General features: G+C 39.8%; 25 protein-coding genes and 1 other RNA gene. 9 read left to right on the top strand and 17 right to left on the bottom strand.

From position 1 onward, the window contains the following. Position 1: 1 nt before the first annotated feature. From AB8618_RS01815 to AB8618_RS01805, 3 genes are read left to right on the top strand one after another with little or no spacing between them, the layout of a single operon-like run. The gene (locus AB8618_RS01815) at positions 2 to 1912 is read left to right on the top strand and encodes a hypothetical protein (protein ID WP_409424608.1); all 1911 of its coding nucleotides are present in this window, start codon (positions 2 to 4) and stop codon (positions 1910 to 1912) included. Beyond that, complete coding sequence (locus AB8618_RS01810) at positions 1912 to 2847, top strand: hypothetical protein (protein WP_409424607.1); 936 nt, start codon at positions 1912 to 1914, stop codon at positions 2845 to 2847. Before AB8618_RS01815 ends, AB8618_RS01810 begins: the two co-directional genes overlap by 1 nt. Next, positions 2848 to 3900 carry an N-6 DNA methylase gene (locus tag AB8618_RS01805; RefSeq protein WP_409424606.1) on the top strand — a complete coding sequence of 351 codons (1053 nt, stop codon included), beginning with the start codon at positions 2848 to 2850 and terminating at the stop codon, positions 3898 to 3900. 30 nt (positions 3901 to 3930) lie between these two features. Here the strand turns inward: AB8618_RS01805 and AB8618_RS01800 are convergent, their stop codons facing one another. From AB8618_RS01800 to rsmI, 3 genes are all read right to left on the bottom strand, one after another. After that, complete coding sequence (locus tag AB8618_RS01800; protein WP_409424605.1) at positions 3931 to 5832, bottom strand: DUF3258 domain-containing protein; 1902 nt, start codon at positions 5830 to 5832, stop codon at positions 3931 to 3933. Positions 5833 to 5959: 127 nt separating this feature from the next. Continuing rightward, an RNA gene (gene rnpB / locus AB8618_RS01795) (RNase P RNA component class A) lies at positions 5960 to 6324 on the bottom strand. A gap of 42 nt (positions 6325 to 6366) precedes the next feature. After that, positions 6367 to 7224, bottom strand: coding sequence for a 16S rRNA (cytidine(1402)-2'-O)-methyltransferase (gene rsmI, locus AB8618_RS01790; protein WP_413401226.1), 858 nt, complete (start codon positions 7222 to 7224; stop codon positions 6367 to 6369). Between the two features lie 60 nt (positions 7225 to 7284). Between rsmI and AB8618_RS01785 the strand changes: the two genes are divergently transcribed. From AB8618_RS01785 to dolP, 4 genes are all read left to right on the top strand, one after another. Further along, complete coding sequence (locus tag AB8618_RS01785) at positions 7285 to 9165, top strand: penicillin-binding protein activator (RefSeq protein ID WP_413401225.1); 1881 nt, start codon at positions 7285 to 7287, stop codon at positions 9163 to 9165. A 9-nt stretch (positions 9166 to 9174) separates the two neighbouring features. Continuing rightward, the gene (locus AB8618_RS01780) at positions 9175 to 9546 is read left to right on the top strand and encodes a YraN family protein (protein WP_008110719.1); all 372 of its coding nucleotides are present in this window, start codon (positions 9175 to 9177) and stop codon (positions 9544 to 9546) included. Between the two features lie 141 nt (positions 9547 to 9687). Then, a complete protein-coding gene (locus tag AB8618_RS01775) occupies positions 9688 to 10281 on the top strand; it encodes an SIS domain-containing protein (RefSeq protein ID WP_413401224.1) in 594 nt (197 codons plus the stop codon). Next, complete coding sequence (gene dolP / locus AB8618_RS01770; RefSeq protein ID WP_409424601.1) at positions 10274 to 10840, top strand: division/outer membrane stress-associated lipid-binding lipoprotein; 567 nt, start codon at positions 10274 to 10276, stop codon at positions 10838 to 10840. The genes AB8618_RS01775 and dolP overlap by 8 nt, the downstream gene beginning before the upstream one ends. A 650-nt stretch (positions 10841 to 11490) precedes the next feature. Here dolP and AB8618_RS01765 read toward each other — a convergent pair. From AB8618_RS01765 to AB8618_RS01710, 12 genes are all read right to left on the bottom strand, one after another. Continuing rightward, the gene (locus AB8618_RS01765; protein WP_409425547.1) at positions 11491 to 12336 is read right to left on the bottom strand and encodes an IS3 family transposase; all 846 of its coding nucleotides are present in this window, start codon (positions 12334 to 12336) and stop codon (positions 11491 to 11493) included. Further along, on the bottom strand, positions 12333 to 12833 hold the full coding sequence (locus AB8618_RS01760; RefSeq protein WP_409423191.1) for a transposase: 501 nt from the start codon (positions 12831 to 12833) through the stop codon (positions 12333 to 12335). The genes AB8618_RS01765 and AB8618_RS01760 overlap by 4 nt, the downstream gene beginning before the upstream one ends. Positions 12834 to 12909: 76 nt before the next feature. Beyond that, positions 12910 to 13347 (bottom strand): ClpXP protease specificity-enhancing factor, encoded by a 438-nt coding sequence (locus AB8618_RS01755; protein ID WP_008110860.1) that lies wholly within the window; start codon positions 13345 to 13347, stop codon positions 12910 to 12912. Then, complete coding sequence (gene sspA / locus AB8618_RS01750) at positions 13347 to 13973, bottom strand: stringent starvation protein SspA (protein WP_413401223.1); 627 nt, start codon at positions 13971 to 13973, stop codon at positions 13347 to 13349. The genes AB8618_RS01755 and sspA overlap by 1 nt, the downstream gene beginning before the upstream one ends. A gap of 79 nt (positions 13974 to 14052) precedes the next feature. Beyond that, complete coding sequence (locus tag AB8618_RS01745) at positions 14053 to 14796, bottom strand: cytochrome c1 (protein WP_109875379.1); 744 nt, start codon at positions 14794 to 14796, stop codon at positions 14053 to 14055. Further along, positions 14793 to 16058, bottom strand: coding sequence for a cytochrome b (locus AB8618_RS01740; protein WP_010390662.1), 1266 nt, complete (start codon positions 16056 to 16058; stop codon positions 14793 to 14795). Before AB8618_RS01740 ends, AB8618_RS01745 begins: the two co-directional genes overlap by 4 nt. Beyond that, positions 16058 to 16648: a ubiquinol-cytochrome c reductase iron-sulfur subunit gene (gene petA / locus AB8618_RS01735; RefSeq protein ID WP_010390661.1), complete on the bottom strand. Its 591-nt coding sequence runs from the start codon at positions 16646 to 16648 to the stop codon at positions 16058 to 16060. The genes AB8618_RS01740 and petA overlap by 1 nt, the downstream gene beginning before the upstream one ends. Positions 16649 to 17196: 548 nt before the next feature. Further along, on the bottom strand, positions 17197 to 17544 hold the full coding sequence (locus AB8618_RS01730) for a four helix bundle protein (RefSeq protein ID WP_413401222.1): 348 nt from the start codon (positions 17542 to 17544) through the stop codon (positions 17197 to 17199). Between the two features lie 177 nt (positions 17545 to 17721). Then, positions 17722 to 18114, bottom strand: coding sequence for a 30S ribosomal protein S9 (gene rpsI, locus AB8618_RS01725; RefSeq protein ID WP_024600778.1), 393 nt, complete (start codon positions 18112 to 18114; stop codon positions 17722 to 17724). Between the two features lie 8 nt (positions 18115 to 18122). After that, entirely contained in the window at positions 18123 to 18551 is a 429-nt protein-coding gene (gene rplM, locus AB8618_RS01720; protein ID WP_008110876.1) for a 50S ribosomal protein L13, read from the bottom strand. A gap of 366 nt (positions 18552 to 18917) precedes the next feature. Continuing rightward, positions 18918 to 19727 carry a bifunctional DNA-formamidopyrimidine glycosylase/DNA-(apurinic or apyrimidinic site) lyase gene (gene mutM / locus AB8618_RS01715; RefSeq protein WP_413401221.1) on the bottom strand — a complete coding sequence of 270 codons (810 nt, stop codon included), beginning with the start codon at positions 19725 to 19727 and terminating at the stop codon, positions 18918 to 18920. Positions 19728 to 19740: 13 nt separating this feature from the next. Further along, the gene (locus AB8618_RS01710; RefSeq protein ID WP_413401220.1) at positions 19741 to 20241 is read right to left on the bottom strand and encodes a hypothetical protein; all 501 of its coding nucleotides are present in this window, start codon (positions 20239 to 20241) and stop codon (positions 19741 to 19743) included. 117 nt (positions 20242 to 20358) lie between these two features. Here AB8618_RS01710 and AB8618_RS01705 point away from each other — a divergent pair, with 117 nt between their 5' ends. Together AB8618_RS01705 and AB8618_RS01700 are read left to right on the top strand one after the other, a co-directional pair. Then, positions 20359 to 21282, top strand: a complete 924-nt coding sequence (locus AB8618_RS01705) for a manganese-dependent inorganic pyrophosphatase (protein WP_055013427.1) — start codon at positions 20359 to 20361, stop codon at positions 21280 to 21282. A 471-nt stretch (positions 21283 to 21753) separates the two neighbouring features. After that, positions 21754 to 23133, top strand: coding sequence for an MBL fold metallo-hydrolase RNA specificity domain-containing protein (locus AB8618_RS01700; protein WP_413401219.1), 1380 nt, complete (start codon positions 21754 to 21756; stop codon positions 23131 to 23133). 461 nt (positions 23134 to 23594) lie between these two features. On the opposite strand, the gene AB8618_RS01695 is transcribed toward AB8618_RS01700, so the two are convergent. Both AB8618_RS01695 and wecB read right to left on the bottom strand, forming a co-directional pair. After that, the gene (locus tag AB8618_RS01695; RefSeq protein ID WP_413401218.1) at positions 23595 to 24761 is read right to left on the bottom strand and encodes a nucleotide sugar dehydrogenase; all 1167 of its coding nucleotides are present in this window, start codon (positions 24759 to 24761) and stop codon (positions 23595 to 23597) included. A 121-nt stretch (positions 24762 to 24882) separates the two neighbouring features. Then, a complete protein-coding gene (gene wecB, locus AB8618_RS01690) occupies positions 24883 to 25995 on the bottom strand; it encodes a non-hydrolyzing UDP-N-acetylglucosamine 2-epimerase (RefSeq protein ID WP_409424595.1) in 1113 nt (370 codons plus the stop codon). Positions 25996 to 26046 lie beyond the last annotated feature (51 nt).

Here is a 26046-nt window from a genome sequence, read left to right as displayed (position 1 = left end):
AATGAATAAAAATGAAAATATACTCACGACCATTTTTAATGAAAATAGAGCTGAGTGGATGCAAGACTTTGAAGATCTATTTGTAGCTCCGGCATATATTGAAAAACTAGAAAGCATTAGACCAGCAATCCTCATTGGTGGTCGAGGTACAGGAAAAACCACATCTTTACACTCATTGAGTTATGATGCAACTTTAGAAAGACTTGAAAAACAAGGTCTTAATTTTGGAGACCAAGAATATTTAGGTGTTCTGGTCCGAATGAATAAAAATAGAGTAAAGGCATTCCAAGGTAGCCACTTTTCTAGGGAACAATGGGATAAACTTTTCGGGCATTATTTTAATTTGTTGGTTTGCAAAGAACTCGTATTGCTTACAGAATGGCTACAAAATAAAACAGGTAAAACTTTGTCCTTAGAAGCTTTAAGTCTAATAGCTACAGACTTGGCCCTTCCAAATAAAAAGATTACAAGCCTTAGAGCTCTTCTTTCTGGAATAAAGATTGCGATTTCTGAATTACAAGTATACGTAAATAATGGCGATGAGGAATCTAAGGTTAGAACATCAATTCCTGAGTCTCCATTAAGAGTTTTTGTTGAAAGCTTACTTGATGAAAATTTAATAGGTCAAAGAGTTATTTTTTGTTGCGTAGATGAGTACGAGAACTTAAGTAAAGAGCAACAAGCTATTGTTAATACCTACCTAAAGCACTCAGAGAGACCTTTATCATTTAAAATTGGCGTACGAAAAAAAGGTTTAAAAACAAGAAGCACTATTGATGACAATGACCCAATAAGAGTTCCTGATGATTGCTTAGAGATCGAAATTGTAGATGAGGGGTTTGACTTCTTTGCAACCGCTGTTGCAGAAAAAAGACTTAGCTTACTAAAAAGCAAAGGCTTAAATATAACAACCAACTTACAAAAGTTTTTGCCAGACCTCCCTATAGAAGAAGAGGCTGTTCTATTAGGTGCAGAAAAGAAAAGTGCCGAAGTTTTAAATAGCTTAAAAGAACCAGATAGTAAAGCTTTCGAGTTCATCAAAGATAAAACACCTTTCGAAATTTCTTTTTTAGGTTATTGGGCTAGAAAAAATCAGTCTTCAAGTATCAACGACCACTTTAAAGACTGGCTTTCAAATCAAAAGAAATGGGAAACAAGAATTGAAAACCATGGATACGCGAGTCTATTTTGGATATCCAAAGGTAACAAAGGTCAAAGAATTAAAAAGTTTTACTGTGGTAAAAGAACTTTACTTAGCTTGGCTGCTGGCAATATTAGATATTTCATAGAGCTCATTGATAACTCTATTAAGCATGAATATAAGGATAACCATTACAAAGAGTCTAAAGAGTTTTATATATCGCCTCAAAGTCAAACAAAGGCAACCACAGATGTTGCCAAACGTAGACTTTCTCAACTTGAAGGTCTTACAGATAATGGAGTTGCCTTAAAAAGGCTAGTTTTAGCGATAGGTAAAGTTTTCTTTGAATTTGCTCGAAATCCTGAACATAAAGCACCAGAAATAAACTCATTTGTTTTAGATGGCAATAATGAAGATAAAGCAAAGATAATAAAGCTTTTAGAAGAAGGGATTGGTCACTTAGCATTTGAAGCAGAGCCATCTACAAAAGCAACTACTCCTGATGAAATGAGAGAAAGTGAGTACAGACTTCATAGAATCTTTACTGGCTTTTTTGAAATATCACACAGAAAGAAAAGACGTACTAATTTTGATGCAAAGCTTCTATTGGAAGTTCTTGAAGATTCACCTAAAAAGGCAATTTCCCAACTTATAAACGCACAACCCAAAAGCACAAGTGATAAAAAAAATAACCAGATACAACAAAGTTTAATTGATGAACTTCCTGAACAGTTAGCTTTTTTCTCATCATTCTATGAGGGAGAAGCTTAATGCATCATACTATTATAAAGCCAAATGTACATACAACTAGAGTTAGCGACTTTGAACTCTCATCTTTGCATGACGGCGAAGTAGCTATAATTTCGTCAGACTCTTTTGAAAATAGAGGTGACCTTGATGCATGGAACGAAATTAAGGGCTCTCATAAAGAGCAGGCAATTATTATTACTCCGAAAAGCCATGATCAAGTAATATTGAGTGTAAAAGGTGGCGCACCCAAAGAATTATCCTTAAGGAATGATAGAGAACTTGCAAATGTATTAAATGATTCTAAATACTTAATTGATATAACAAGTTTTCGACACAACGTTTGGGCTCCAATTATCAAAAATTTATTAGAAAGAGGTATCCAGACACGAGCATTATATATAGAGCCAGACTCGTATAAGCCACATCCAAATCCATCCTCTGAAACTACATTTGATTTAACAAATAGTTTTGAAGGGATGCTACCACTTCCAGGATTCAGTAATTTAAATGGTCCAGATGATGAGAACAAATGCATTGCTGTTGCCCTGTTAGGATTTGAAGGAAGTAGGCCGCAAAGACTGATTATGTCAATTGATCCCGAACCTAAAGTTTTTTCAGTGATAGGAATTCCTGGTTTTAAATTAAACTACCCTTCATATACAGTTACTTCAAATAGTACCTTTCTGAATGAATATGGGTATAATGGAAAGGTCTTGCATGCAAGGGCTAGCTGTCCTTTCGAACTTTACAACTTGCTTCTTAAAATAAAGCAAGACTACCCTGAGCATTACTTATATATAGCTCCAGTTGGAACTAAACCTCATGCTCTAGGCGCTATCATGTTTAATGTAGACCACGGTGAGACAACTGAGATTATTTATGATAACCCTTCCGTTAAAAAAGGTAGGACTGAGGGGCGTGCAAACATACATATTTATAATCTTTGGGAAAGATGAGTGGATTTACTTGATAGGTATTATACCCCTACACAAACTGCGGAAAGTTTTATTAAGTTAGCGGGCTTTTCAGATGTAAGCTCTGTTTTAGACCCTACATGCGGAAAAGGAAATCTACTTTTAGCTGCCCACAAACTTTATAAAAACGTGGAACTTATTGGGTTTGATATTGATCTAGAAGCAATTGAATTCTTAAGAGAAAAATTTAAAAGTTGGCAGTTATTTCATGCCGATATTTTATGTGATTCGAGTATAAGTAAAGCACTACTCGAATCACAAATACCCAATTCAGATCTGTTGCTATTAAATCCTCCTTTCAGCCATTTTAATAGAAAATCTGTTAGTTGTGATTTTAAAGGTGCTACATTTAAATGTAGTATTGCAATGTCTTATTTATTACGTTGCATTGAAAAATTCAAACCAAAACAAGGTGCTATTGTAATTATACCAGAGTCGGTAATGCACTCTCATACTGATACCTTTGCCAGAAAGGCTTTACAGCAATACTTTTCATTGAATATCATATCTTCTTTAGAAAAAAAGACTTTTAAAGGAGCAAGGGTTCACAGCCTTGTAATTTCAATAAAACCACACACAGAGAGAGTAACTTCATTGCCTACTTCAGGCCTAAGCTATTCAAAACTTAAAATCTCACTTACTCGGGGCAATTTACCTGTATATAAGCTAAAAACTGTGTCACCCGAACAAGATAACGCTATAAGATTTTTACATTCAACAGATCTTAAAAACCTTTACCAAACGGATGAACAAAAATTCACTATAAAGAAAAAAACAGGGGCTATTAGTGACATCTCATTATTGATACCTAGAGTCGGTTTACCTAAAGTTCAAAATATACCTATCACTCAAAAAGATACCTGCTATCAATTATCTGATTGTTTAATAGCAATTAGTGCTGACTCAAGAACTTTAGCTATAGTTAAAGAAAGGCTATTAAAGCATTGGGAAGATTTCTTTGAGCTTTATAAAGGTACTGGTGCAAGATATATTACACTTGACCGATTAAGCATATTTTTAAAAAAATATCAATAGAAATCATAAACTAATGCAACAATGATTGCTTTAATTATATTCAGCTGAATTCACTACTTCAGCTAACCTTTTCAAATTAGCTCCACCATGTGTGTACTTATCAGTTATTCCACCTTTAGAAAGTTCATGACCAACCACTTGTTGTATCAGTGAAAGATCAAACGAGTGATTATTACGTATGTTACTTATGAACGTATGCCTGAAACTGTGGTAGCTACGCAGTTCATCTAGCTCATTAACGCTAGGTATTTCAAGCTCCACAACTAAACGACCAAACCAACTAGTGATACTCTCAGCTGAAGTTATTTCATATAAAATACGTTCCTCTGCTTGTTCTACATATTCTAAAAAACCAAGTTCGATTAAGCGTTTATGGATAGGGATTTTACGTTTTGCATTGCTTGTTTTAAGGCGTTGGGATTCATGCTCATCAGTTACTAATATGTAATTAATACCATCTTCAATACGGATATCTGGTTTTCTTAACTGGTAAATTTCAGTACGTCTTGCGCCTGTATACATGGCTAATAATAGTGACCACTTTTGCCATGCATATTTTGTTTGTGTTGCAAAGGCTTCAAACTTAGTAAGTTCTTCGCTATTAAAAACACCACGTATACGCTGTTTAAAGTCTCGTTTTATAGTACATGGTGAATGCTGAATATATTCAACAGTATCTCTTTTAGCATACGCGAATACCCCCTGTAACCACTTGTAATAGCCTTGAACTGTTTTAGGTGTAACTAAGTCATCATCTGGCACATCAAAGTCTAGGCACTCTTGCAGGCTCATTTTACTGTATGGTGCGCAGTTCTTTTTAGGTAACTGATAACAACGGTCAATAAAACGACCTATATCACTCGCTTTATAACTTTCGATTGGTTTATCTTCACTCAGTAAACACCATGCTTCGTAATGGCGAGCGTATTCTTTTATGAGCCTATCGCTTAAACCTGCATTTACTTTAAAATCTAAAAACTCGGTATAAACTTCTGAAAATAATGGGCCTTGAGTTTGTTGTTTTTCTTCACTTGGCTCACTTTCAACTATGGTGTGTGAGCTTTTATTAAACATTGAATCTAATAAATGTTTTTGCTCTGAGTTTTTAGTTAAGCAAGAAGCCAAGTATTTAGCCTGCAAATTTCTTGATGTTTCTAACATACTTTTAAATGCTGAATACTCTAATGAGCCATGCTCGAACTCTACATCGTGTTTGTTTAGGGTTTCTATTGCATCAATGTTATCAGCGTAAAAGTTGTCGTCTTCATCTGAGTCATCAAATAAGTCTTCATCTGTTTCAACTTCAGAACTATTAAACATACCAGCGAGTAAAAACGTATCTAATTGACGTGCAAGCTGACGGACACTTTTTTCGATTTGTTTATTAGCTACAATGTCGGCATTACTTAAACCACTATTTTTAAGTGCCATGTACTTACTAACCAAAACATAAATATTAAGCACTTCGTAATCATTGTTTTTTAATGCTTCAACCAATAATTCACCTGTTTCACCATCTGCAATAGAAAGCATAATGTTTGCTGCTGTTCTTAAATGTGTAGGTGAGTGATTGTTTAAGGGCTTCGCTTTAATGCCATTTATAGAATGTGCTGTTGAAGCATAACGTTGTTCTTCTTTTGCTATTATTTTTTTGCTTAGCTCATGGGTAAGTTTTTGCTTCATATGAATTAAGATACGTTTTGCTTGAGTGATTAAAGTTTCAGTATCTATATTGTGTCGATCACTCGCAAGTATTTTTAGTTTATCTAGTTCGGGTTTGATTAAGTCAAGAAAGTTTAAAGCATGATGAAGGTGTTTGGTTTTAAGTGAAATACGTATATCGGAGCCGATAAATTTACGAGGAAAAACATAACGAAAATAGTAACGTTCTTTTCGTAGTATGAGGTGTTCGGGGAGTTTGATATGTCTCATTAAGTTACCTATGTGTAAGTAACGTATTGAGTTTATTTGGCACACTATTTGGCACACTTTTAAAATTTTGTGCCATGAGATTAGTGGTTCAAGCGTAAGCACCTAATAAATCAGATGCTTACGCTTGAGTTTGAGTCAGCCGGTAAGCCGGGTTCTGTCCTTTCCGAAAAAAGTGATAATCATTCGTCTAGGCCATAAATCGCTCTATGGCTCAAGCAACCTACCCGGTTCCAACGTGGGCCACGCCATAAGGAACCCTATTTGGTCTTGCTCCGAGTGGAGTTTACCTTGCAACCGACTATTACTAGCGGCCCGGTGCGCTCTTACCGCACCCTTTCACCCTTACCAATCCGAGGATTGGCGGTCTTCTCTCTGCTGCACTTGTCGTGGGCTCACGCCCCCAGCCGTTAACTGGCACTCTGCCCTGTGGAGCCCGGACTTTCCTCCCCCTGATCATTTTCGTCACAGGCAGCGATTATCTTGGCTAACTCGGCGCGCAGTATACATGAGAGCACCACACTACGCAGTAAACATTTACTGTTTTTCTTCAATAATTGTTTTATACAACGCGTTTTTCTTCATGCCGAAGTAGTCGGCTACTACACCACAGGCTTTTTTCATTGGCATTTCGTTTTCGAGTAACGCTAACATTTTACGAGCTTCTGGTGGAATATCGTCAACTATCTTAGCTTTCCCTGGCAACATGAGCACTATTTCGCCGCGTTGCTTAGTTGGATCGTCAGTTAAAAACTGCTTTAACTCAGCTACAGTGCCATTAAAGAAAGTTTCAAAGGTTTTAGTGAGCTCTTTGGCAAATACCACCTGCTGCTCACTACCTAGCGCCACTTCTAAATCGTCAAGGCTTGCCATAATACGATGGGTACTTTCATACATAATACTGGTAATACTTGAGTTAACCGCATCGATAAAAAAGTCTTGGCGCGCTTTACTTTTAGCAGGTGTAAAACCAATAAATTGAAAACGGTCAGTAGGTAACCCAGAACAACATACCGCTGTAATAGCAGCACATGCACCAGGCACGGGTGTTACACTTGCGCCCTGCTCACGACATAAGTTAACCACCGCGTAACCAGGATCGCTTATAAGCGGCGTGCCTGCATCAGAGACCAGTGCAATATTGAGTCCTTGATTAAGCTGGTCGATAATTTGCTGCGCTTTTTGCTTTTCATTATGGTCATGTAACGCAAAGGTTTTAGCCTTAATACCAAAGTGGCTAAGTAGCTTACCTGTATGGCGAGTGTCTTCAGCCGCGATTAAGTCAACCTGCGATAATGTCGCGATTGCACGCTGACTTAAGTCGTCATAATTGCCGATTGGGGTGGCAACAACGTAAAGAGTGCCAATTTTCTGTGAATTCTCCTCATTTAACATTGAGGTCTCCTGCGTCAGTCAGTAATATAAGCAAATCGCGTTAACGTATGGGAAATCATTGTGCGACTTAAACTAGTTAGTCTATTAATTATATTGTCAGGGTTATCGGCGTGTAGCACAACCGAAAAACCAACTAAAACCAGCGATAACTTAAGTAACAGTGCCAATACGCTGAAAAATGAAGCACTGAATGCGCAATCTATTTACCTATTAGCGCAAAACCGCTATGGCGCTGATAAAATCCAGCTGCTTTATAGTGCTCGTGATAGCGCAATTACAGAAGAAAACTGGCCACTACTGGAAAAAATATGCACGGAACTTGCACTTACCGCCAGTGTTGATCAAATTCAAAATCGTTTATACATTGCCTTTGCGCAAAAAGAGCAAAATAAAAATCAGCAAGCACTTGAGGTACTAAACACCCTGGAAGGGCAACTTAAGCAACCTGAACATTTTGCTTGGCACCAATTTTTAACGGCCAGTATTTTTGCATCGCAAGATTTACCAAAACGTGCTGCCCCTTACTTTTTTGCTGCATCTGAATCGGTAGCAAAAAATAATATTTCTATCCCTAAACTTAATGACGCACTTTGGCGTAATTTAAAGCAGCTTTCTTCGTATGCATTAGAGCGATTTAACCGTGGCTCGGTTATTCAACAAGGCTGGGTTAACTTAGCTTTGTACCATCAGGTTTATGCCAACAGCTCAGTTGATTTAGACCAAGCGATTAATAATTGGCGACGTCGTTACCTTGGGCACCCTGGTACCAATGTTCTACCAAAACAAGATACTTACGCTAATGAATTAGCACCACTAAATATTGAACGCTTAGTTGTACTACTACCTCAATCGGGGGCTAATCAGCGCTTAGGGGATGCATTAAAAGCAGGTATTTTGGCAGCGCTTGATAAAAAAGAGATTAGCGAAACGCTGTTTATTGATGAAAATACCGAAACAGAAGCGTTGAGTGCACAGATTACGCAATTACAACCAGACTTTGTTATTGGCCCGCTATTAAAAGCCAATATAGATAAGCTCGCTAATACCAATACATTACTCGATATACCTACATTACATTTAAATACCTTTGATGGCGAACGAACCTCTTTGCAGCACTACTTTTTTGCGCTTAATCCTGAGCACGAAGTACAACAAACCCTAGAGCACTTTTTAGCGCAAGGTTATCAAAAACCTATGTTGCTAGCGCCAAATAATACCAATGGTCAGCGCTTAATTGACTACTTTAATCTGCAATGGCAACGCTATAGTGAAACAACCACACAGGTTGGCTTTTACAACGACAATAAAGATATGCCCAACACCATAACCAGCTTGCTCGAAGTTGATAAATCAAAAGAGCGTATTAAAGCGGTTAAAACACTTTTTAATAAAGAAGTAGAAAGTGAAACCCGTTCACGTGGCGATATTGATGCAATTTACATATTAGGTGACGCCATAGAGACCCGATTAATTAAGCCTTATCTAGATGTTAACGTAAGCACCTTTGCCGACAGGATCCCTATTTACGCCAGCTCTAAAAGTCATAGTAAGCAAATAGATACCACTGACAAAGGCGATTTAGATGGGCTCTACTTTACCGAACTTCCTTGGATGTTAGACTCACAAATTACGCAGCATAATCTACGTAAGCAATATAATGATTTATGGCCTGAACAGGCTGATATTAGCCAACGTCTATTTGCCATGGCCTACGATGCCGTCGCCATGCTGAATGATATTAGACAGCTGAGCATTACACCTGATAAATACTTTTCAGGCTTAAGTGGTAAATTGTCCATTAATAGTGCCGGTGATATTGAACGATCACTGCAATGGGCGCAGTACAGCAACCGCCGTATAAAACCTGTGGAATTAAAAACGCAACGCCCTGTGCCGCTATTTATGCAGTCGGCAAACGATGGCATAACCATTATTAATTAAGGGGTTAGCATGTCGTGGTTTAAACAGCTGTGGCAAAATAGTCGTGAAAAAGGCCAGTATTATGAGCGCCAAGCGCAAAAGTATTTAGAAGCGCAAGGTTTAAAAGCGATTGAGCGTAATTACTACTGCCCCTATGGCGAGCTTGATGTCATTATGAAAGACGGTGACACCTTAGTGTTTGTTGAAGTTAAGTTTCGCAAAAATAACATAAAAGGCGGCGCTAATTATGCGCTAAGCCCGCAAAAGCAAGCTAAGTTAAAGCGCACTATTTATCATTACCTTGGTGCTAAAAACTTAAAAAACCAGCCATTACGTATTGACTATGTAGCTATAACAGGCGAACCGTCATTACATATTAACTGGCTGAAAAACGTATTTTAATATCTGATGTACAAAGATAAGACGATTACAACAGCTTCATGCTGAGCATACAGTTAAACATTAGCTTACGCCTAAAATAATCACCTTTTAATAAAGCCGGTGTGAGCTCACACAGAATTAGAGATAAATTGTTGGTAACCCATGCAAGATACAATTAAAGAAATTTTTAAAGAAAGTATTCAAGTTCAAATAGCCGCAGGCGAAGTGTTGCCAAGTGCATTAGAATCAGCGGCATTTACCATTGCACAAAGCCTGATCAATGGGAATAAATTGCTCTGCTGCGGTACTGCAAATTGCCATATGCTGGCACAACACATGGCAGGCGTACTGGTTAATTTTTACGAAACAGAACGCCCTTGCTTACCCGCAATCGCTCTCTCACAAGAAAATATTAACCTTGGCCAAGGCAATCAAATAGATGACCACGATACCTTTGCACGCCAAGTTCGTGCCTTTGCCCAGCAAGGTGACTTATTGTTGGTACTTGCCATTAATGGCAATGAAAAACACATAATTTCTGCAGTAGAAGCGGCACTTACCAAAGATATGAAGGTCATAGTAATGGTAGGTGATGATGGCGGCGAACTTGTTGGCTTGCTTGGCCATAACGATGTAGAAATTCGTACGCCATCTAAACGCCCGAGTCGCATTATTGAATCGCATTTAGTGAACCTTCACTGTTTAAGTGAGTTGGTGGATTTAACCCTTTTCCCGCAGGACGAAAATTATGTTTAAACGCTCCCTAATTGTTTTAGGTACTGTTGTATTATTACAAGGTTGTGCCGCTGCAGTGGTCGCCGGTACAGCCAGTGCTGTTACTGCCGCTAACGATAGACGTACTATAGGCTCGCAAATAGACGACAACAACATTGAAATAAAAGCCAGCATTGCTATTAGCGAAGATGAACGCCTTAATAAGTTTGCCCATATCAGCGTTATAAGCGTAAATGGCGTGGTTTTAATGGTAGGACAAGTGCCTAACCAAGAAATGAAAAACCAAGCGTTTAAAACCATTGAGAACCTATCTGGTATTCGCAAAATTCATAACCAACTTCGCATTGGCTCTAATATTGGTATCACCACGCAAACACACGATTCATGGTTAACCTCAAAAGTAAAAGCGCAGCTTCTAGCGGCTGAAAATATCAGCAGTAATAATATAAAAGTAGTGACTGAAAATGCCGAAGTATACTTAATGGGGCTAGTATCTGACGCCGAAGCAAACCAAGCCGTTAATATAGCTCGCAACATCTCTGGCGTAGAGCGAGTAGTTAAAGTATTTGAGTATTTGTAAAAGTCTCAGGTTCGAAGTTCGAAGTTCGAAGTTCGAGAAATTTAAAAACCTTGCGGTTAACATCGCAAGGTTTTTTTATACCTGTAGGCGGGAGTTTATCTCGCGCAGGGTTTAGTAAAATACGCGGCATAAAGCCCCGCCTACAAAACCATTTTGAACCACAGATTACACCGAGGCGCTTTGCGCTAAACAGAGAAGAAAAAATGTCTTTAATCATTTTCTCTGTGTGCTCTGCACCCTCTGTGATAAATAGAATCACTAAAAGACGCGGAGTAAACCCGCTGCTACATCAATCAACCTTACCCCGCTTCTCGCAGCCCGTTGCCCGCGAACTTAAATCAAACCTGCGCGGCGTAAAACCCCGCCTACGTTCAATAAAAAAACACCGTGCTTGGCTTAATCTCTACCTAACACCTAACACCTAACACCTAGCACCTAAAACCTACTCTTCACTTTTGATCAGACGCGGGGTAAACCCGCTGCTACAACAATCAATCTTAACCCGCCTCTCGCAGCCCGCTACCCGTCGCTCGTGAGCTTTTCTAACCTTAAACCTTTAACCTTTAACCTTTAGCTTTTAACCTAACATTTTCATACAGACATAAAAAAACCGCTTATTATGAAGTGACCCCATAAAGTTGGACTCATTTCTAAGCGGCTGCCAAGGCCTGATTTCGATACTGTATCGGACTCAGGCCTTTTAGTTTCAGTTTAATACGCTCATTGTTGTAATAGTGGATATATTCTTTAATGTTTTCAATAAGATCATTCACGTCTTTAAACGTTTCGTTGTGGTACATCTCGCTCTTCAATATGCCGAAGAAGTTCTCAGCAACCGCATTATCTAAACAATTTCCTTTTCTAGACATACTTTGTTGCAATCCTTTTTCCTTAAGGTGATTTTGATATTGTTTGTTTTGATATTGCCACCCTTGATCTGAGTGTACAACTGGCTTTTCATTTGGCTTCAACCTAGCAGTTGCTGTTTTAAGCATGTCAGTTACCAAAGGGAGTGCAACGGATTTTCTGACTTCGTAACTGATTACCTCTTGGTTGAATAGGTCAATCATAGGCGATAGATATACCTTCTCATTATCCACTTTAAACTCCGTCACATCCGTCACCCATTTTTGATTTGGCTTCTGCGCAGTAAACTCGCGGTTAAGCGTATTTTCTGCGATTTTACCCACTTCACCTTTATAGGATTTATAGCGCTTAGGCCTTACTTTTGACTTGAGTCCTAACTCATTCATCAACCGTTGAACGCGCTTATGATTAACAAATACTCCCATTGCTCTCAGGGCACTCGTAATTCTGCGATAGCCATATCGCCCTTTATGCGCGTGATAAATATCACGTATTTTTACCAGTAAATCATTGCTTGCACAGGGTTGCTTACAAGTAGTGCGATGATAATAGTAAACACTCTTTGGCAGCCCTGTCGCCTTTAAAAGGTGTCGTAAGCTATGCTTTGCCTTGAACTCTTCGACGACTATCGTTTTGTCTTTGCTTTTTTCTTTCTGGCTTGAGCCAAGGCTTCTAACTTTTTTAGCACATCATTCTCAGCTCGTAAGTATGCTAGTTCTTCTCGTAACTCCTCCTCAGTCATTTGCTCTACTAGTTTTGATGAAGAAGAATTATTTGTCATGAATGGCTTACCTTTTCTCTGTGGTTTAAGACGTGATATACCATCACGAGCATAAAGCTTTTGCCATTGAAAAAGAATGCCTGGGGACGATAAATCGAAGAAAGCACTGGTATAACCGAGTGACCAACTGTTTGCTGTCATCGTTTTTAACACTTCAGCCTTAAATGCTAGAGAATAAGGTTTGTGAACAGACCTGAAGCTTTCAGCGCCATGAATTCGATAAATAGCGGTCCAATATCGGACCTGCCTATCTGTAACATTAAATCTGTTACTTACCGCCGAAGAGCTTTCAGACAAAGCGAGTTCAGCTATTTTGAGCTTGAAAGCTCGGTGATGTTTGGACATAAAAAGACCCCCAGTAATTGGAATGTCCAACTATTGGGGGTCACTTCATTAAGCGGTTTTTTCTAACATTTACTAGTTATTTTATAACACGTAAATGTGAGCCTTTTTTCTTTTCAGGCTTGGGAGCTGGCGTTTCATCAACTATCTCAGGTGATGAATCGACACTTTCAAGCTCTGGAGCAAAATCGTCTTCGTCCTCTAAAAACTCATCTGCAGTAAAGACTGTGCCTTCGCCATTTTCGCGTGCATATATTGCAAGTACAGCCCCTAAAGGCACGTACACTTGCATTGGCTGGCCGCCAAAGCGTGCGTTAAAGCTAAGCTGAGTATTATCTAACGAAAACTGCGTAACCGCCGAAGGGCTTATGTTCAATACAATTTGGCCATCTTGGACAAACTGTGTTGGCACTTGCACTGCAGGAAAGTCAGCATTCACCACTAAGTGTGGCGTGCATTCGTTATCAACAATCCAATCAAAAAAAGCGCGTAGTAAATAAGGACGATTAGAAGTCATTATAAACGGATCTCACGCTCTGCTTCAGTTAAAGAAGCTTGGAATGATTCACGTTCAAATAAACGAATCATATACTCTTTAAGTTCTTTAGAGCCTACACCATTTAGCTCAATACCAAACTCTGGTAAACGCCATAATAGTGGTGCTAAGTAGCAATCAACTAAGCTAAACTCTTCACTCATAAAGTAAGGCGCTTCACTAAAGATTGGTGCTATTGCAAGCAATGCTTCGGTAAGCTCTTTACGAGCTTGCGCAGCATCAGAAGTGTTGTTAATGATTTTTTCAGCTAGGCTGTACCAATCAGTATCAATACGGTGCATCATTAATCGACTACGACCACGCATGACCGGATATACAGGCATTAGTGGAGGATGAGGAAAACGTTCATCAAGGTATTCCATGATGATGTTTGCCTGATATAAACCAAGCTCACGGTCAATCAGTGTTGGCACTGTGCCGTAAGGGTTAATTTCGTGAAGTGCTTCTGGCAGGTTATCCTTTTCAGCCATATGAATATCTACACTTACACCTTTTTCAGCAAGTACAATGCGTACTTGGTGGCTATACATACAGTTAGCACCAGAAAAAAGGGTCATTACAGGGCGCTTATTGGCAGCTACGGCCATGCCTACCTCCATTAAATAACTAAAACAGCAATAGGGGCTTAAGCCCCTATTGCAAAATTACCTTTAAATATGTTCAAACTTAATGAACATCTCTCCAGTATTCTTTCTTCAGCATAAATGCCAAGATAAACAGGATAATTAAAAATCCGATTACCTTAATACCTAGCGCTTCCGACTCGAGACGTGTAGGTTCACCTACATACTCTAGGAAATTCGTTAAATCACGAACTGCTTGGTCATATTCATCTACACTTAATTCGCCCGTACCATCTGTTTTTGTACCAGTAATATGAGTGGTTGTTTTACCATCTACTGTTACTTCTTCAGTAATTGCAGTAGGAACACCTTGCAACTCTTGAAGAACATGTGGCATACCCACCGATGGGAATAACGTATTATTTACGCCAAACGGACGAGATTCATCTTTGTAAAACGATTTTAAGTAGGTATAAATCCAATCACTGCCACGCACACGCGCAACATTAGTTAGATCCGGCGGAGCCGCACCAAACCATTTTGCAGCATCTTCTTTTGCCATAGCGTTAAGGATATGACCACCCACTTTTGAACCATCAAAAATAAGTTGCTCTTGACCAATCTCTGTTGGAATACCAATGTCACGGAAAGTACGTTCATAACGTTGATACTGCATTTGGTGACAACCAAGACAGTAGTTCATGAACAACTTTGCGCCACGCTGCAAAGAAGGTTGATCAGATATATCGTTACCCGCTTCCATTAGAGGAACTGACGGGCCAGCCGCCATTGCAGGTAACACGTTTACTGATAAAGCAAATAAACCTATTAATAGCTTTTTCATCATTTCGTTAACCTCTCAGGCAATGGCTTAGTTTTTTCATTCTTACTGTAAACAAATAACAGTACGAAGAACATAAAGTAAGTCACAGTACAGACTTGCGAAACAATCGTTTTAAAATCAGTTTGTGGTGTAGCACCAACCCAACCTAAAAGAACGAAAGTAACAACAAAACCTGCAATGTTCCATTTGTGGAAACCACAACGGTAACGAACTGAACGAACCGAACCACGGTCAATCCAAGGTAATAATGCTAGCACGACAATTGATGCACCCATTGCTGCAACACCCATTAGTTTGTCAGGGATTGCACGTAAGATTGCATAGAATGGCGTGAAGTACCAAACAGGGAAAATATGCTCTGGTGTTTTAAGTGGGTTAGCTGCTTCAAAGTTTGGCGCTTCTAAGAAGAAACCACCCATAGCAGGCATAAAGAACACAACCCAGCAGAACAAGATTAAGAAACCAACCACGCCCACAATATCTTTTACTGTGTAATAAGGGTGGAACGGAATCGCATCAATAATGTCTTTTTTATCAGTGTAGTATTCATGGAACTTAAATTTAGGCTTGTCTTCTTCAGCCACAGTTCCTTTTTTACGTTTGTTATCAATACCGTCTGGGTTATTAGAACCCACTTCGTGTAGCGCAACAATGTGTAAAAATACTAAGATAACAATAACCAATGGCAGTGCAATTACGTGTAATGCAAAGAAGCGGTTAAGCGTTGCACCTGAAATTACATAGTCACCACGGATCCACAGTGTTAAATCATCACCAATAACCGGGATAGCCCCGAATAATGAAATGATTACCTGTGCACCCCAGAACGACATTTGGCCCCATGGTAATAAGTAACCCATGAATGCTTCAGCCATTAGGGCTAAGAAAATGAACATACCGAATAACCACAGTAATTCACGTGGTTTTTGGTAAGAACCGTAGATCATGCCACGGAACATGTGCATGTAAACAACGATGAAAAACGCAGATGCACCCGTTGAATGCAAATAACGCAATAACCAACCGTACTCTACATCACGCATGATGTATTCTACTGATGCAAATGCACCTTCAGCAGATGGTACATAGTTCATCGTTAACCAAATACCTGTAAGTATTTGGTTTACTAGTACTAACATAGCTAGAGAGCCGAAGAAGTACCAGAAGTTAAAGTTTTTTGGTGCTGGATACTGTGCAATGTGCATGTTCCAAACACGTGTCATTGGGATACGGTCGTCTATCCACTCAACAATTTTACCAAACATTAGGCCACCCCTTGTTCTTCGCCCACTAAAATAGTGGTCTCATCAAGAAAAGTATATGGTGGAATTTCTAAATTTAATGGTGCAGGTACCGATTGGAATACACGGCCAGCCATATCAAACTTAGAACCGTGACATGGACAGTAAAAACCGTCATCAGTCCCTTCCACTTTCTCACCAAAGCCACCTTGTAAAAAGCTAGGTGAACAACCCAAATGCGTACAAATACCTACAGCGACAAAAATCTCTGGGCGTAATGAACGGAAATCATTGGTTGATGATTCTAATTGTTGTGGCTCTTGCGATTGCGGATCACGAAGTTGACCTTCATGTTCTTTCATCTGCTCAAGCATTTTTGGGGTCCGTGATACAACCCATACAGGTTTACCACGCCACTCGACACGTATTAATTGTCCTGGCTCAAGTTTGCTGATATCTACTTCTACAGGCGCACCCGCAGATTTAGCTCGCTCACTTGGATTCCAAGACGCAATAAAAGGAACAGCAGCCCCAGCCGCACCAACACCACCAACAACAGAGGTAGCTATGGTTAAAAAGCGACGTCGGCCATTGTCTACAGGCGCATTGCTCATCCACTTATCTCCACTATGATTCTCAACACTTGCTATATTGAGAACATCAGTTACAGCAGGTTAATTTTTCGAATTTTAAAAGAGAAACGATCATAATTAAAACCCTTGTTTAAAACAAGGTTATTCACAGCCTCCTGCTCGAATAAACCTGACTTGCTCAAATAGTTGATTAAGTAAGCTCGAGTATGAAACCAAATGACTATAGTATCGCTTCCGTAAAAACAATTTGTAAACAAGTACAATCTCACCAACTAAGTACAGTAACAACTGAATTTGGCGACATTAAACTCATTCACTTTATTTGCCCGCCAATTGTAGCAAAAAAATTCACCAATTAACTGATGGATTTAAACTAATTGCGATAATTATTTAACTTTTTTTGCGTTAGTCGGTCATTTTTAAGCTTTCGTTCAATAAATACGCATGCTTTGCCGGTTTTGATCAAGCTAATGTCGACATTAGTCGTAAACGTTCGGGGTTCGGGGTTCGGGGTTCGGGGTTCGGGGTTCGGGGTTCGGGGTTCGGGGTTCGGGGTTCGGGGTTCGGGGTTATCGTACATTTTTAATCATTGAGATTAATTTACCAAGCATTTTCCCAATACTTTCACACTCATCTAAAGCGTATTCTGTTTGTTCATAATTAATATGACCTAACTCAAAAGCAATCATTAGCTGAGTTTTTAATTCACCGACAGACCCTTTAGCTACAGAAAGAAAGTAAGCTCTTTCTTTATCAGAGTAATGCTCATAACCCTCTGCAATATTGCTAGGCACTGAAACTGCGCTTCGACACATTTGATCTTTTAAGCCAAAATCCCTCAAAGCAGCAAAGGTTTGATATACAAACAAACTTAATGAGAAAGACTTTTTCCATACATCTAAACTTTCATACCTCACAACCACTCCTTAGCCTTAATCCCGCTTTCATCATAAATTATAGTAAACATATAATTTAACGCACGGAACTTAATCTCTTTCGCAGCTCGGTTCTCGTAGCCCGTTACCCGAAACTCATTATCTAAAAACAAAAAACCCAGCATAAGCTGGGTTTTTGAATTCTTGATAACGTAAAAATTAACGTTTTGAGAACTGTGGACGCTTACGCGCTTTCTTAAGACCCACTTTCTTACGTTCAACTTTACGTGCATCACGAGTAACGAAACCTGCTTTACGAAGTTGTGGACGTAGTGACTCGTCAAACTCCATAAGTGCACGAGTGATACCGTGACGGATAGCACCAGCTTGACCAGTAGTACCACCACCGGCAACGGTGATGTGAAGGTCAAATTTTTCAGTCATGTCTACAAGCTCAAGAGCTTGACGAACAACCATGCGTGCTGTTTCGCGACCAAAGTACTCTTCTAAAGAGCGCTTGTTGATTACGATGTTACCAGTGCCTGGGCGTAAGAATACGCGAGCACTTGAACTTTTACGACGACCTGTACCGTAGTATTGATTTGCCATGATAGTGCTCCTTAAATGTCTAGAACCTGAGGCTGTTGTGCAGCATGGTTATGCTCAGTACCCGCGTAAACTTTAAGTTTGCGGAACATAGCGCGGCCTAAAGGACCACGTGGCAACATGCCTTTAACAGCTTTTTCGATGATCATTTCAGGCTTTGCAGCTTGAAGTTTATCAAAAGTAGTAGACTTAAGACCACCTGGGAAACCAGAGTGAGCGTAGTACACTTTATCTTTGAATTTGTTACCAGTAACAGTAACTTTCTCAGCGTTGATAACGATGATGTAATCACCAGTATCTACGTGTGGTGTGTACTCAGCTTTGTGCTTACCGCGTAGGCGATGAGCGATTTCAGTAGCGATGCGACCTAAAGTTTTATCTTCAGCGTCAACTACGTACCAGTCACGTTTTACTGTTTCTGGTTTAGCAACAAACGTTTTCATTTATAAAAATCCAATGTTTTTCAATTAAAACCACAGGTAGTTATTATTAACTACCGCTCTAAGTATGCTACAACCCCTTCGAGTTTTAGACTTTTTCGCCGCTCACAAGTGGCTAAACTATATGAGGACATAGAACGCAACGTGGCAGACGCGGGAGTATACCAGCACTTAAACTACATTGCTACCGGCCGGTTGTTTTTTCCGCAAGAAAAGTTTGGGATCGAGGGTTCGGGGTATTTAAAAACCTTGCGGTTAACATCGCAAGGTTTTTTATACCTGTAGCAGCGGGTTCACCCCGCGTCAGTATTTGGCTCAAGGTGTTAGGCCCTTTGCCCGTTGCCCGTTGCCCGTGAACTTTAACCTTTATTACTTCTGACACACCTCACAAAAAACGGTGCTGCGTTGGCCTAGGCGAATTTCGGTTAGTTCGCTCTCGCAATTTACACAAGGCTGGCCTTTTCGGCCATACACTAATAGCTGTTGCGCAAAGTAGCCTGGCTTACCGTCACTTTGGGCAAAGTCTTTCAACGTTGTGCCGCCTTGAGTAATTGCTTCGGCTAGGGTGTCTTTTATAATTGGGATTAACGCTTGGTAGCGTTTAAGGCTTACTTTACCGGCTTCTTTTCGCGGATCGATACCCGCTTTAAATAATGATTCGTTAGCGTAAATATTACCAACCCCCACCACCACGGCGTTATTCATAACAAACTGTTTAACAGGCACTTTTTTATTGCGAGATTGCTCATAAACACGTTTAGCAAAAAAGTCATCGGTGAGTGGCTCGGGGCCTAATTTAGCAAGTAACTTATGCTCTTCATTGGGGGCTTGCCATAAACAGCAACCAAAGCGACGTGGATCGTTTAAACGCAGCGCCTTATTATTAGCTAAAACAAACTCAACATGGTCATGCTTTTTAAGTGGCTCATTGGCGTTCACAACCCGCAAGTTCCCCGACATACCTAAATGCAATATAGCTGAGCCTAACTCGCACTCTAACAATAAGTATTTTGCACGGCGTTCAATACTGCTAACCACCAACCCCTCAAGTTGATACACCTCATCTGGCACAGGCCAGCGCATACTAGCATTATGAATATTTACCTTAGTCACAACTTGGTTTAGCACATGGGGGGTAATGCCCATACGGCTAACTTCTACTTCTGGTAATTCAGGCATTTATAAAACTCACTTATGAAAAGGTAAAACTTGGAAATAATTGTTTTGCAGTGGTTAAATCGAGCAACAATAGCCGCTGACTGGTTTTATCGAATAAATAATGCTGACCATTCGCCTCAAATAGTAAGTACACCCAAGGTAGGGGCTCACCGGCGAGTTCAAGCGTGGCTACCGATAGTGGCTTATTCATATCAAGCGCATCAGGTGTGGTAGTCGTCATCAGCGCGGTATTTTGCCATAAATAAACTAGATCACTAAGTTGCTGCTCTGAGCCTTGCCAACTAAGCGGTACATTTTTTTGCAAAGCAGTAGTACGCCAACTAGTGCCAATACGCTCAATTTTTTGGTCGATAAGTTTAAGCGTTAATACAAAACTTTGCACAGGAAGTAGTGGCTGTAATTGCGCCTGTGTTTCATCATTCCCTATGTTTTTATGCAGTCCATTTAAAAAGAAGATCATAATCAACATCGAAAAAATAATAACATTGTTCCAACCTTTGCGGCCGAGTTGCATGTGGGTCTTCCAATTAAAAATATCGATTTAAAGTGTAACCAAAACTTAATTACACTGTCTATATGTTAAAACCCAAAGACTTTGCTAGAATATCGGCAAATTTTAAGGAGTTTAGTCATGTCAATGTATGTAGTGGGCCATAAAATCCCAGATTCAGATTCAATATGTGGTGCAATTGCACTGGCTTATTTAAAAAACCAAATTGATGAACCAGCAATCCCAACTCGCCTAGGTGAAGTGTCACCTGAAACACAATTTATTTTAGATAAATTCGGTTTTGAAGCACCTGAGCTAAAACTTAGCTACGCTGGCGAAGACGTTTATATTGTAGACCACACAGAAAAAACGCAAGCACCTGACGATATTGATCAGGCTCGCGTAGTAGGCGTGGTTGATCACCATAAACTAGGTGATTTAACCTCATCGACACCGCTTGAGTGTTGGATCCGCCCTGTTGGTTGTTCTAACACCATTATTAAAATGATGTATGACTTCTACAACGTTGAGATCCCTAAAGATATTGCTGGCATTATGCTTTGCGCTATTTTAAGCGACACGGTTATTTTTAAGTCACCAACCTGTACTACTGCCGATATTAAATGTGTTGAAGCACTAGCAGAAATTGCAGGCATTGAAGACTTCAAAGAACTAGGCATGGACATGTTCCGCGTTAAATCAGCCGTTGAAGATACGCCAGTACGTGACTTAGTAATGCGTGACTTTAAAGACTTTAACATGAACGGTAACCTTGTTGGTATTGGTCAGTTAGAAGTTATTGACCTTGCGGTATTTGACGAGATTAAAGCCGACCTTGAAGCCGACATCGCGAAGCTTAAAGAAGAAGGCGGTCGTCATTCAGTATTTTTACTTCTGACCGACATTATGAAAGAAGGCTCACAAATGCTAATTGCATCAGACGATGCTAGCCTAGTTGAGCAAGCTTATGGTGAAAAACCAGAAGACGGTAAAGTATGGCTAGACGGCGTATTAAGCCGTAAAAAGCAAGTAGTGCCACCACTACAAGACGCTTTTAAGGGCTAGATTCGAGGTTCGAGGTTCGAGGTTCGAGGTTCGAGGTTCGAGGTATTTAAAAACCTTGCGGTTAACATCGCAAGGTTTTTTTATGCCTGTAGGCGGGAGTTTACCTCGCGCACTTTCACAACATTTCAAAAAGCCTGCGCGGCATAAAGCCCTGCCTACAATAAAACTCTATATTAATCCTACCCGAAGGCGGGAGCTTACCCCGCGCAATTTCACAACATTTCAAACAACCTGTGCAGCATAAAGCTCCGCCTACAATAAAACTCTATATTAACCCTACCCGTAGGCGGGAGTTTACCTCGCGCACTTTCGCTATGGTAACCCGCTCAAATTCCAAACTATTAATTGCCTGCTATATTTACCTATAAAATAAAGGCGTTAGGCTCTAAGTGCTAGGCTCGGGCTTCGAGGTTCGAGCCGTAACCCGTGGCCCGCAGCCCGCAGCCCGCAGCCAAAACATAAGGACATAAAATGCAAATACTTCACCACGGAGCGGTAAATGGCGTAACAGGCTCATGCCACCAGCTGATAATAAACGATCAAAGCTCTTTTCTAATTGACTGCGGACTATTTCAAGGTGAAGATTCTGTTGATGATCTTAATATTGAATTTAATATAGATACAGTTCGCGCGTTGATCGTCACCCATTGCCATATTGATCATGTTGGCCGAATCCCCTACTTATTAATGGCTGGCTTTAAAGGACCCATATTTACCTCTATTGCATCGGCCAGTTTACTGCCACTAGTGATTGAAGATGCATTAAAAGTGGGCGTCACGCGCGATCAAAAAGTAATAGACACCTGCCTAAGGTTACTTAAACAGCAAGTTGTAGCCGTTGATTTTAAAACTTGGTTCGATCTTCCGTGTAGCGGTGAACACACATCTAAAGCCCGACTACAGCGGGCTGGGCACATTTTAGGCTCCGCTTATGTAGAAATAGACATAGGCATACCTCCCCACAAAGCTAACAATATTCACAGAGTGGTTTTTTCAGGTGATTTAGGGGCACCCTATACGCCTTTACTACCCGCACCTAAAGCCCCCTATAAAGCAGATACTTTAGTTATTGAGTCAACCTATGGTGATAAAAACCATCAAGGACGAAAGCAACGTACGCAAACCTTAAAAGCTGTGATTGAGCGCGCAGTTGCCGACAATGGTATCGTGCTTGTGCCTGCATTTAGTATAGGCCGTACACAAGAGCTGTTATACGAACTTGAACAGCTAATTCATGCCTCAACTAAAAACTCACCTTGGCGCACAATACAAGTAATACTCGACTCTCCCATGGCGGCTAACTTTACTCAGCAGTATCGAAAATTTAAATATTTATGGGATGAAGAAGCAAAACAAAAAGTAGCCAAAGGCCGCCACCCTCTCGACTTTGAAAACCTCACTACAATAAATACCCATAGCGAGCACTTAGCTTTAATAAATTACTTAGCCACCCGCCAAACACCTGCAATTATTCTAGCTGCAAGCGGTATGTGCACCGGCGGACGAATAGTTAACTACCTAGAGCGATTTTTAACCGACAAAACCACCGACGTACTTTTTGTAGGTTACCAAGGCAGAGGGACTTTAGGTCGTGACATACAAACCTATGGCCCAAAAAATGGCTATGTATTTATAAATAATACCCGCATTAATATTAACGCCAAAATACACACAATAAGCGGCTACAGCGCCCACGCCGATCAAACTGGTTTAATTAAATTTGTAACCGGTATGCGCAAAAAGCCCCGCCATATAAAAATAGTCCACGGCGATGATGACGCTAAAAATGCACTCGCTACAAAGTATAGGGAAGTACTGGGTGATGATGTAAAGGTTGAGATTGGGAAGTGAGGAGACAGGTGTTAGGTTCGAGGTTCGAGGTTCGAGGTTCGAGATTCGAGATTCGAGGTATTTAAAAACCTTGCGGTTAACATCGCAAGGTTTTTTACGCCTGTAGCAGCGGGTTCACCCCGCGTCGTTATTAGGTTTTAGGCCCATCGTCCATGAACACAAACCAAACCTGCGCGGCATAAAGCCCCGCCTACAGGTTATTTTTACCTCTTCCTCTGTGTTCTCTTTACCCTCTGTGGTAAATAAAATCACTAACAGACGCGACATAAAGTCGCTGCTACATTTGCGCGGCATAAAGCCCCGCCTACGTCTAACCCAAACACCGTGCTTGGCTTAATCTCTACCTTATATCTAGAACCTTTGTCTTTAACCAGACGCGAAATAAAATCGCAGCTACACCAGTCAAACTTAACCCGTTCCTCGTCGCCCGTAACTCGTATACTTAAGCCTTAAACGATATTTTAATCACTACCAAATAAATCACGCGTATAAACTTTATCAGCAATATCAGCCAGTTCATCAACCATACGGTTTGATAAAATAACATCTGAAAGCTGCTTAAATTCATTTAAATCTTTGATTACCCGAGAATGATAAAATTCATCAGCTTCAAGTACTGGCTCAAAAACAACAACTTCAATTCCTTTTGCTTTGATGCGCTTCATAATACCTTGAATGGCAGAGGCTCTAAAGTTATCCGAACCCGACTTCATAACTAACCGATAAACACCGATAACCTTAGGTTTACGATTAATAATTGATTCCGCGATAAAATCTTTTCGTGTTCGATTCGCATCTACAATGGCACCTATAATGTTATTAGGAACATCTTTGTAATTTGCTAATAACTGTTTGGTATCTTTAGGTAGGCAGTAGCCACCATAACCAAATGAAGGGTTATTGTAATGGTTACCTATGCGTGGGTCTAAACCAACCCCTTGAATAATTTGCTTACTACTTAATCCATGTGCTTCAGCATAACTATCAAGCTCATTAAAATATGCCACTCGCATAGCTAAGTACGTGTTAGAAAAAAGCTTTATTGCTTCAGCTTCTGTTGAGTCGGTAAATAACACCTCAACGTCTTGCTTTATAGCGCCTTGCTTAAGTAAACCTGCAAAAGTTGCTGCTCGCTCGCTTTGCTCACCCACTACAATACGTGACGGATACAAATTATCGTAAAGCGCTTTACCTTCACGTAAAAATTCAGGTGAAAAGATAATATTTTGTGTATTCAAGCGTTTTGATATAGATGAAGTAAAGCCAACCGGAACGGTAGATTTAATAACTATCGTTGCATCAGGGTTTATTTCTAATGCTTCTTCAATTACTCTTTCTACAGAGCTAGTATCAAAATTATTTGTATCACTATCATAATCAGTAGGAGTTGCAACAATAATAAAACCGGCATTATTGTATGCACGTACTTTGTCAGAGGTAGCAATAAAGTTAATATCATTGCGAAGTAAGTATTCGCTTATTAATGGATCCAAAACGGTAGAAGACTTGTTGTTTAACAATTTAATTTTACATTCATCAATATCTAAACCAACCACTTCGTTATTTTGGGCTAATAACATGGCGTTTGACAATCCAACAAACCCAGTACCTACAACAACAATTTTCATAGGCTTCCTTTAGGAGAATATAAAATAAATGAGCACACAAGGGATAATAACCCCGTTAACATCCATATTAGTCCATTTTTAGTAATAGAGTTAATCGTTTCATTAAGTCTACAAAAAAGGCTTATTCTAGTAAGCCTTTAATAATACGCTCACAAGCTAAACCATCACCGTACGGATTATGCGCTTTACTCATAGCTTTATACACTATGTCAGCATCTATTAATTCGCTAACTGAACTAACTATTTTATCGACATTGGTACCAACAAGTTTAACCGTACCTGCTGCTACTGCTTCAGGGCGTTCTGTTGTATCACGCATTACAAGTACAGGTTTACCTAAGCTTGGCGCCTCTTCCTGCACTCCGCCAGAGTCGGTTAAAATTAAATATGAACGATCCATTAAAAATACAAATGGTAAGTAATCTTGCGGTTCAATAAGCATTACATTTGGTTTATCAGCAAGTAACCTATTTACTGGCTCCTGTACATTAGGATTTAAGTGCACCGGATAAACAAAATTAAAATTTGGATATTTAACTGCTAATTGCGAAATAGATTCACAAATGCGCTCAAAACCACCACCAAAGCTTTCGCGTCGATGCCCTGTTATTAATACATACGGCTTGGGAATAATATCAGCAAACTTTTCAGTCATCATTTTTTGCGTACTTTGCATTGGTAGTACGGTATTTTTAATTTGTAGTAAAGCATCTATAACCGTATTTCCAGTTATAACGATGTCTGATTTAGATACATGTTCACGCAACAAATTATCAGCTGAAGCCTGAGTAGGCGCAAAATGCTTAGCGGTAATTACGCCGGTTAAGGTACGATTTGCTTCTTCTGGCCATGGGCTATACAAATCGCCTGTTCTTAAACCAGCTTCAACATGTCCTACTTTAATTTGCTTATAAAAGGCCGCCATTGATGCCGCAAACGTCGTTGTAGTATCACCATGAACTAAAACCCAGTCAGGCTTAAATTCTTCTAATACATCGCGTAAGCCTAATAGTATCTTACTGGTAATATCGTATAAATCCTGACCTGATTTCATTATATTCAAATCGTAATCAGGTTTTATTTCAAAAAGGGCTAACACTTGATCAAGCATTTCACGGTGCTGTGCTGTTACACATACTTTAGCTTCTATCTCAGGGGTATTTTTCAAAGCTAATACAAGAGGAGCCATTTTAATCGCTTCAGGGCGAGTACCAAATACTGTTAAAACTTTCATTTATGTATCCATATACAAAAGCCCACCATATTGGCAGGCTTTAAAAACTAA

It is taken from the genome of Pseudoalteromonas sp. RW-H-Ap-1 (assembly GCF_048318575.1).
Taxonomy (GTDB): Bacteria; Pseudomonadota; Gammaproteobacteria; order Enterobacterales; family Alteromonadaceae; genus Pseudoalteromonas.
Note: the sequence above shows the minus strand (reverse complement) of the source record. Positions and strands in the feature narration are given on the sequence as shown.